Origin of the sequence: Halolamina salina (genome assembly GCF_042678005.1) — an archaeon.
Taxonomy (GTDB): Archaea; Halobacteriota; Halobacteria; order Halobacteriales; family Haloferacaceae; genus Halolamina; species Halolamina salina.
Window position 1 is genome coordinate 3,106 of record NZ_JBHUDH010000071.1, and the last position, 7,905, is coordinate 11,010.

The following is a 7,905-nucleotide window of genomic DNA, read 5'->3' on the forward strand; positions in this document are numbered from 1 at the left end:
AGCGTCCGCCCGACGAGGCGGTGCTCGGGGAACGATTTGTCTTCGACCGCGTCGACGCTCACGCCGTACTCGGCGGCCAGTTCTTCGAGGCCGACGGCGTCCGCGTCCGGCACTATCTCCTCGGGCAGCCCCGCGGCGGCGTCGGCCACCAGATCGGCCTCGAACTCTCGGAGGGCGTCGAGAACGTCCTTCACGCGGACCGACCCCGAGTAGGGGATCGCGCGGTGGTCGCGGGCCTCGATCGCCTCGCTCGCGGCCAGCGACTCGTCGACGGCGACGAGCAGCGCCACGTCCTCGACGCTCTCCAGCTGAGAGAGCTTCTTCTCGACGTACTCGGGGGTCCAGAACCCCATAATCTCGAAGTAGACGCGGAAGCGGTCGGCGACCGATTTCGACTCGGCGCCGGCGGGCGCGTAGTCGAACGCGAAGTCCGGGATCATCACGCGATTTCCGGTCTCCAGCAGTTCGGGCTCGCGCACGAGGCTCCAGTCGGTGTCGAGGCTCTCGAAGGCGGCCGCGAACTCCGCCTCGACCGAGGAGTCGTACGTCGGCTCCGCGATCGGTTCGACGCCCGGCACGGACACGTCCTCGTCGGTCAGCGTCATCGTGCGCTCGCGGCCGCGGTCGTCGATCGTCGCCGAGAGCCGCCAGTCGTCGGTCGCCGCGACCGAGCGCAGCAGCCGGGCGAACGCGGTGCCGTAGCGCCGCGTCGCCCGGAACAGCGAGTCCGGCCCGGTCACCACCAACTCCCGCCCCTCGTCCGTCCGCCGAACCTCGTACATCAGGCCGAGTCGCTTCACCGCGCGCACCAGATCCGCCGGCTCCGAACTCCGCACCCGGACCTCGGTGGCGTCGAACAGCGCGGTCTGCGCGAGCGAGAGGTCGTACTGTTTCAGCAGCGTTTCGGGATCCCAGCGCGGCTCGAACGAGGTGAGGATCTGGTTCCCCTCCCGGTCGGCGTACAGCGATCGCTCGACGTCGTCGACCTCGACACCCAACCGCTCGGCCGCAGTCGCGAGTGCCTCCCCGCGCTCGGCATCGCTCGCGACGCCGACCGACTCCGCACTCTCGAACGTCACTCGGCGGGTCCGGCGCGGGGGCACCGGCGCGCGCGTCTCGAACGTCGCATCGCGCTCTAACAGCGCCGCCAGCCCCCGAACCAGCTTGAACGAGTCGGCCTCGCGCTCGGCCGCTTCGAGCGCGTCCCGGAGCCGGGACCGACGTTCGCCGACGTGGCCCTGAAACGTCCCCAGCAGGCTCGCCGCCAGCGCGCGGTCGCCCTCGTCGGTGAACTGGGGGTGGTAGCCGCCGGCGGCCCGCGACACCCGGAGGTGTTCCTTCCGCAGCACACGCGGCGTTGGCGCGGGGAGCCTAAAACGCCGCCGGAGCGGTCGCCCCGGAGTTCAAGTACGATAGCGCGACCAGAGCCGTCGTCGTCTGAACACGACCACGGAGCGGCCGAGGCGGGAGCGCGGAGCACCCTCCGTGGAGCGATCGCGCCGCCTGTTCACCATCGGGGCTGCGAGCCGCCAGTCAACGTTCGACCGAGACCGGAACTCACCACAGGGGAACGCTGATTGTCTCCCCCGAACAGTCACGACTGTGCAGCGACGCCAGTTCCTCCCGCTGGTCGCGGTCGGGCTTGCGGGCTGTGTGAGCGCCAGCGACGGCTCCGGCCCGCGGAACGCGCCGACGGAGGCCGAGGACGGTGAGCCGGTGGAGACCACGCGAGGGCTCAGTATCGTCGACGGGTCGCCGCGCGAGGGCGAGGATGGGGCGCTCGTGCTCGCGATCGGCGTCGAGAACACCGCCGACGGCACGCGAAGCGATACGCTCGTCGGACGGGCGACGGTCGAGACCGACGACTGGACCACCGAGTACGATGCCACCCGGGAGGTCTCGCTCGACGGTGGCGCCGCCGCCGAGGTCGAACTCGTCTTCGACGTGCGCTACGAGACGTGGGCGGGCGGCGGCGGGCTCTCCTACGGCTGGGCCGGGCAGTTCGAGGCCTAACGGCGACGATCGGCGACACGCTCCTCGGCGGTCTCCTCGCTGACGACCTCGTACAGCAGCGCCCGCGAATCGTCATCGGTCGGGCGGAGTATCCGGCCGAGTCGCTGGGTGAACTCGCGTTCGCTGCCCGAGCCGGCGAGCAACACGCCGACGTTGGCGTCCGGTACGTCGACGCCCTCGTCGAGCACGTTCGCCGTCACGACCCGGGAGTACTCCCCGGACCGGAAGCGATCCAGGATCTCCCGACGCTCGGCGGCACCCGTCTCGTTCGTGATCGCGGGGAGGAGGTACCGCTCGGAGAGCCGGTACACGAGGTCGGTGCTCGCGGTGAACACGATCACGCGGTCGTCCCGGTGGCGGTCCAACAACCGACCGAGTTCGTCGACCTTCCGGTCGGCCTCGCGGACGATCCGGCGGGCGCGCTGCTTGGCCAGCAGCGCCTCCCGCGCCTCGGGGTCGCGGCCGGAGCGCTTCACGAGCTCCTGATAGTCGCTCCCGCGTTGCATCGAGATGTTCGATCGCTTGAGGTAGTCGACGAACGTCCCCTGTGCTTCCTCGTAGGCCTCGCGCTCCTCGGGGGTGAGATCCACCTCGATCCGCCGAATCTCGTACTCGGCGAGGTGTTCGCCGGCGAGATCGTCGGCATCGAGCGTGTACACGCGGGGGCCGACGAGGTCGGCGATCGCCTCGTGGGCGCCGTCGGGGCGTTCGAACGTCGCGGTCAGGCCGAGCCGTGCGGGCGCCGCCAGCAGCCGGGCGATCTCGCGGTACCCCTCGCCACCGAGGTGATGAACCTCGTCGAAGACGACGAGCCCGAACTGCCCGCCCACGTTGTCGGCTTTCAGGTACGCCGAGTCGTACGTGGAGACGGTAATCGCTTCCCGGCGTTGCTCGCCGCCGCCGAACTGGCCGATCGCGGTGTCGAACTCCGCTTCGAGTTCGCGGCGCCACTGGTCGAGCAGGTCGACCGTCGGGACGACGATCAGCGTCGGGACGCCGAGCTCGGCCATCGCGGCGATCGCGAGCACCGTCTTGCCCGCGCCGGTCGGAAGCTCCACGATCCCGCGGTCGCCGGCGTCGTGCCACGCGTCGAGCGCCGCCTGCTGGTACTCCCGCAGTTGGTAGCGCGTCGAGAGCGAGAGCGGCTCCGTGTCGAGCACGCGGTCGCGGTAGTCGGCTCCTCGATCGTCGAGCGCGCCCCGGAGGTCGGCGTAGCGGTACGCCGGCGCGCGGTAGCCGCCGGTCCGCTCGTCGGCCTCGAGAAACGCGTACTCGTCGGCGATCTCGGCGAACGTCGAGCCAGCGTCGTCGCTCACGGCCCGAACAGTTCCGTCCTCGAATCGGAGCGTGAGCGTCACGGTCGGCGTTCGGCGCCGTGGCGCTTGTGGATTTCGGGGTCGCTCCGAACCGCTTACCACCGCGGGGCCGATAGCGACGGCCATGACCGACGACACCGACGAGGCAGTCGCGGCGTTTCTCGACGCCGCGGACACCGTGTACGAGGAGTACGACAAGGGGTACATGAACGCCGACGTGGCGCTCTCACAGCTGGAAAGCCGGATCGATACGCTGCGGGACGCCGTGGAGGAGTAAGGCTACTCCTCGATCAGTCCGCGGACGTACTCGACGGTCTCGCCGAAGCCGTCGTCGGCCCGCTCGCGCGGGCGATCGAGGTCCACGTCGACGATCTCCTGCACTCGTCCCGGGCTGGGCGCCATCACGACGATACGATCCGCGAGTGTCACCGCCTCGGTGACGTCGTGGGTGACGAACAGCACCGTCTTATTCGTCTCCGTCCAGATCGACAGGAGTTCCTCGTGGAGCATCGAGCGCGTCTGGGCGTCGACGCTGCCGAACGGCTCGTCCATCAGGAGGATCTGTGGATCGACGGCGAGGGCGCGGGCGATGCCGACGCGCTGTTTCATCCCGCCGGACAGCTCTTTCGGGTAGGCGTCCGCGAACTCCTCGAGCCCGACGAGGTCGAGCATCGACGCGACGCGGCGTTTGCGTGCCGCGTCGTCCATCGGCTGCTGTTCGAGCCCGAACGCGACGTTACCCCGTACGGTACGCCACGGGAACAGGTGGTACTCCTGGAAGACGATCCCCAGATCCGGCGAGGGCTCCGTGACCGGCTCGCCGGAGAGGCGAACCTCGCCCTCGGTCGCCGACTCCAGCCCGCCGATGATCCGGAACAGCGTGGTCTTCCCACAGCCCGAGGGACCGACCACACAGACGAACTCCCCCTCCTCGACGCCGAAGCTCACGTCGTCGAGCGCGTGGACCGGGCCGTCCTCGCCCTCGTACGTCTTCGAGACCCCGTCGACGACGACGCGTCGGTCGGATCCACTCATCGCCACGCCAACACCCGGTTCTGGACCGCGCCGACGCCGCTGTCGAGCACGAGGTACACCAGACTCATCAGCAGGATGTACGCGAGCACCGCGTCCACCGAGAGGTTCTGGGAGGCAGTGTAGAGTTCGCGTCCGACGCCGGAGACGCCCATGAGCTCCGCCGCGATGATCAGCATCCAGCACCGGCCGATCCCGGTCCTGATCCCGGTGACGATCTCCGGCAACGCGGCGGGCAGCACCACCTTCCGGATCAGGCCGAGATCGGTGTCGACGCCGAGGGAGTCCGCCACGTCGACGAACTCCTCGGGGACGCTGTCGACGCCGCCGTACGCGGCGTAGTAGTTGATCCAGAACGCTCCCGCGGCGATGATGAACGCCGCGCCGGCGTGGTTCAGCCCGATCCACGCGATCGCGAACCCGATCAAGGCCAGCGGGGGCACCGGCCGGAGCACCCGCACGAGCGGTGTCGCGACGTCGTCAGCGAGGTCGCTGTAGGCCATCGTGACCCCGAGTGCAATTCCCAGCGTCGTGCCGATCACGGTACCGGGGAGCCAGTGGGTGAAGCTCGCGAGCAGCGCATCCGCCATCGCGCCCGACCGGAGTTCGGTCACGAACACCTCGACGACGGCGACGGGCGACGGCAGCACGTAGGGGGGGTTGAACCACGACGCCACCGTCCAGAGTAGGACGAACGCCGCGACGCCGAGCGTGCCCCGGACGAAGCGTCGACGGTCGTACTCGCCGCCGAACTCGATCCCGAGATCGGTCTCCAGTCGCGTGCTCATTCGAGGCCGTCGTAGAGCGAGTAGTCGAAGATCTCGTCGACGGTCAGTTCGGCGTCGGTCTTGCCGAGTTCGGCGGCGTACTCGGCGAACACTTGGGTTCCCTCCTCGATCGTGTGGGGGTCAGTGATGAAGTTCGAGAGCGGCGAGTCCATGGCCTGCTTCGCCGTCTCGGGGCTGAGCGACGACTCGCCGATCACCGTACTCGCGTGCTCGGCCGCCGTCTCCGGGTTGGCCCGTACGAACTCGGTCGCACGCCGGTGTTGGCGGACGAACTCGGTCCCGGCGTCGCTCCCGCGGACGTCGTCGCTCATTAGCGTCACCGCCGCCGGCTGACCGGGCATGAACTCCCCCGAGGTCGTGACGAACTCGTAGGGCAGCCCCGCGTTGTCGATCTTGGTCGGGACTGGCTCCATGATCGAGGTGCCGTCGACCTCGCCGTTGGCCAGTCCCTGGAACACCGCGTTCGCACCGCCGAGGCCGGTGATCTCGACGTCGTCGTTGGCGGCCGGGTCGATCCCGAGATCGTCGCTGAGCCAGTACCGAAGCAGGATGTCCGGCACCGACCCCTCGGGGAACGTGCCGAACTCGAACGGCCGCCCCTTCTCGGAGGCCCACTGGGCGAAGGAGTCGGCGGGGTTCTCGGGGTCCCACATCGCGAGGAACTCCTCGTGACCGATGATCCCCATCGGCTCCTCGATGTTGGCGGCGACCACCTGTGCGGCGATCCCGCGGTCGATCACGATCATCGCCGGGACGATACCGAACATCGCCACGTCGATCTCGCCGGAGGCGTACGCCTGTACGATGTCGGGACCGCTGGAGAACTCCGTGCCGTCAATCTCGGCGCTCAGTTCGTCGAAGTACCCCTCCTCCTGCATCACGAAGTACTGCATGTCGGGGTAGATCGGCATGTACGCTACGGTGAGTTCGTCGTTGCCGGCGCCGCCGCCCAGACAGCCCGCGAGGCCGAACGTCGCCGCCGCACCCGTCGCCTTCAACGCGTCGCGCCGCGAAACACGGCTGTTCTGACTCATTACGTCCGTTTGTCGGCCACCACTTAATGCACTCCTGCCGTCGGCGAGAACCTCGTTCGGTCAGTGACGCCGAAATCCGGCCGGAGATCGACGGGAAACGCCGCATCTCCGCTAACACCGGCGCCGACGCCGAACGTATCCGTCCGAGGAAGCGGCAATTACGCCCGGTAAACGGAGAGCAACCATTAACGCACTCCCCACCGACCTCGGAGGTATGCCCCAGTTCTCCGACCGCGTGGAGCGTATCGCCATCTCCGGCATCCGGGAAGTGTTCGAGGCCGCCGGCGAGGACGCGATCAACCTCGGCCTCGGTCAGCCCGACTTCCCGACGCCTGATCACGCCCGCCAGGGCGCGGTCGAGGCGATCGAGGCCGGGAAGACCGACGCCTACACCGGCAACAAGGGGATCCCTGAACTCCGGGAGGGGATCGTCGCGAAGCACGAACGCGACCTCGGCCTCGAGTACGACCCCGAGCAGGTGATCGCGACCGCCGGCGGGAGCGAGGCGCTCCACATCGCACTGGAGGCCCACGTCGGCCCGGGGGATGAAGTGATCATTCCGGACCCCGGCTTCGTCGCCTACGACGCGCTGACGAAGCTGACTGGGGCGGAGCCGGTCCCGGTGCCGGTCCGCGACGACCTCACCATCGACCCCGAGGCAATCGAGGATGCGATCACCGAGGACACCGCGGCGTTCGTCGTCAACAGTCCGGGCAACCCCACGGGCGCGGTCTCGCCCGTCGAGGACGTGCGCGAGTTCGCCCGCATCGCCGAGGCGCACGACCTGCTCTGTATCTCCGACGAGGTGTACGGCCGGATCGTCTTCGACGGCGAGCACCGCTCGCCCGCCGAGTTCGCGCCCGAGCAGACCGTCCTCGTCGACGCCTGCTCGAAGACGTACTCGATGACCGGCTGGCGGCTGGGCTGGGTCGCGGCCGCGCCCGAGCGCGTCGAGCGCATGCTGCGCGTCCACCAGTACGTGCAGGCGTGTGCGTCCGCGCCGGCCCAGTACGCCGCCGAAGCCGCGCTCTCGGGTCCCCAAGGCGTCGTTGACGAGATGGTGGACAGCTTCGAGGAGCGACGTGACCTGATCGTCGAGGGGCTGACCGACATCGGCCTCGACGTCCCCACCCCCGAGGGCGCGTTCTACGTGATGCCCGAGGTGCCCGAGGGGTTCGTCGACGAGTGCGTCGCCCGCGGGGTCGTCATCGTGCCGGGCGAGGCGTTCGGCGCGGCCGGCGAGGGGTACGCCCGGATCTCCTACGCGACGAGCACCGAGGAACTGGAAGAGGCGCTGGAAATCATGGAGGAAGCGTACGAGGCGGTGCAGTAGCTACTGGAACATCCCGGTCCGGGAGACCTGCGAGGCCTCGTGCTGGTCGGCCTGCTGCATCTTCTGTGCCAGCTCCTTGCGCTGGTCAACGATCTCCTCGGCCTGGTCGACCAGTCGCTGCGTGTCGATGTCGACACCGGCGATGGGGTTGATCCCCTGTTTGATCAGCGCGTGGGAGCCCTGCGGGTCGGGGAACCGCGGGTCGGTGTCGACCATCAGCCCCACGGCGTCCTCGTCGGCGTCGACGACCTCGAACAGCAGTGCGCCGCAGGGGCCGGAGATCATCCCGCCGTCGTCCGGCGGCGCGACCGCGGCGTCGTCGACGCGGGCGTACAGTTCGGTGACGCCCACGACCAGGTAGCGCGCACCGTAGAACGTCGCGGGGTTGT

General features: G+C 69.1%; 9 protein-coding genes. 3 read left to right on the forward strand and 6 right to left on the reverse strand.

All coding sequences use genetic code 11. The annotated features are described in order from the left end of the window. The coding region (locus ACFR9S_RS07645) for a DUF790 family protein (RefSeq protein ID WP_379818371.1) at nt 1-1,349 on the reverse strand (1,349 nt) is incomplete at its 3' end. A gap of 253 nt (nt 1,350-1,602) precedes the next feature. On the opposite strand from ACFR9S_RS07645, the gene ACFR9S_RS07650 reads away from it, so the two are divergent. Then, on the forward strand, nt 1,603-2,013 hold the full coding sequence (locus ACFR9S_RS07650; RefSeq protein ID WP_379731497.1) for a hypothetical protein: 411 nt from the start codon (nt 1,603-1,605) through the stop codon (nt 2,011-2,013). Here the strand turns inward: ACFR9S_RS07650 and ACFR9S_RS07655 are convergent. After that, nucleotides 2,010-3,371 (reverse strand): DEAD/DEAH box helicase family protein, encoded by a 1,362-nt coding sequence (locus ACFR9S_RS07655; RefSeq protein WP_379731498.1) that lies wholly within the window; start codon nt 3,369-3,371, stop codon nt 2,010-2,012. The genes ACFR9S_RS07650 and ACFR9S_RS07655 overlap by 4 nt on opposite strands. Before the next feature lie 82 nt (nt 3,372-3,453). Between ACFR9S_RS07655 and ACFR9S_RS07660 the strand changes: the two genes are divergently transcribed. Then, nucleotides 3,454-3,606 carry a hypothetical protein gene (locus ACFR9S_RS07660; protein WP_379731499.1) on the forward strand — a complete coding sequence of 51 codons (153 nt, stop codon included), beginning with the start codon at nt 3,454-3,456 and terminating at the stop codon, nt 3,604-3,606. 2 nt (nt 3,607-3,608) lie between these two features. On the opposite strand, the gene ACFR9S_RS07665 is transcribed toward ACFR9S_RS07660, so the two are convergent. The 3 genes from ACFR9S_RS07665 to ACFR9S_RS07675 are packed head-to-tail and all read right to left on the reverse strand — an operon-like array spanning nt 3,609 to nt 6,183. After that, nucleotides 3,609-4,364, reverse strand: coding sequence for an ABC transporter ATP-binding protein (locus ACFR9S_RS07665; protein ID WP_379731500.1), 756 nt, complete (start codon nt 4,362-4,364; stop codon nt 3,609-3,611). Beyond that, the gene (locus ACFR9S_RS07670; RefSeq protein WP_379731501.1) at nt 4,361-5,149 is read right to left on the reverse strand and encodes an ABC transporter permease; all 789 of its coding nucleotides are present in this window, start codon (nt 5,147-5,149) and stop codon (nt 4,361-4,363) included. Before ACFR9S_RS07670 ends, ACFR9S_RS07665 begins: the two co-directional genes overlap by 4 nt. Further along, the gene (locus ACFR9S_RS07675) at nt 5,146-6,183 is read right to left on the reverse strand and encodes an ABC transporter substrate-binding protein (protein WP_379731502.1); all 1,038 of its coding nucleotides are present in this window, start codon (nt 6,181-6,183) and stop codon (nt 5,146-5,148) included. Before ACFR9S_RS07675 ends, ACFR9S_RS07670 begins: the two co-directional genes overlap by 4 nt. Before the next feature lie 214 nt (nt 6,184-6,397). Between ACFR9S_RS07675 and ACFR9S_RS07680 the strand changes: the two genes are divergently transcribed. Further along, on the forward strand, nt 6,398-7,516 hold the full coding sequence (locus ACFR9S_RS07680) for a pyridoxal phosphate-dependent aminotransferase (protein WP_379731503.1): 1,119 nt from the start codon (nt 6,398-6,400) through the stop codon (nt 7,514-7,516). Here the strand turns inward: ACFR9S_RS07680 and ACFR9S_RS07685 are convergent. Beyond that, nucleotides 7,517-7,905: PAC2 family protein (locus tag ACFR9S_RS07685; RefSeq protein WP_379818372.1), on the reverse strand; the 389-nt coding region annotated here is incomplete at its 5' end.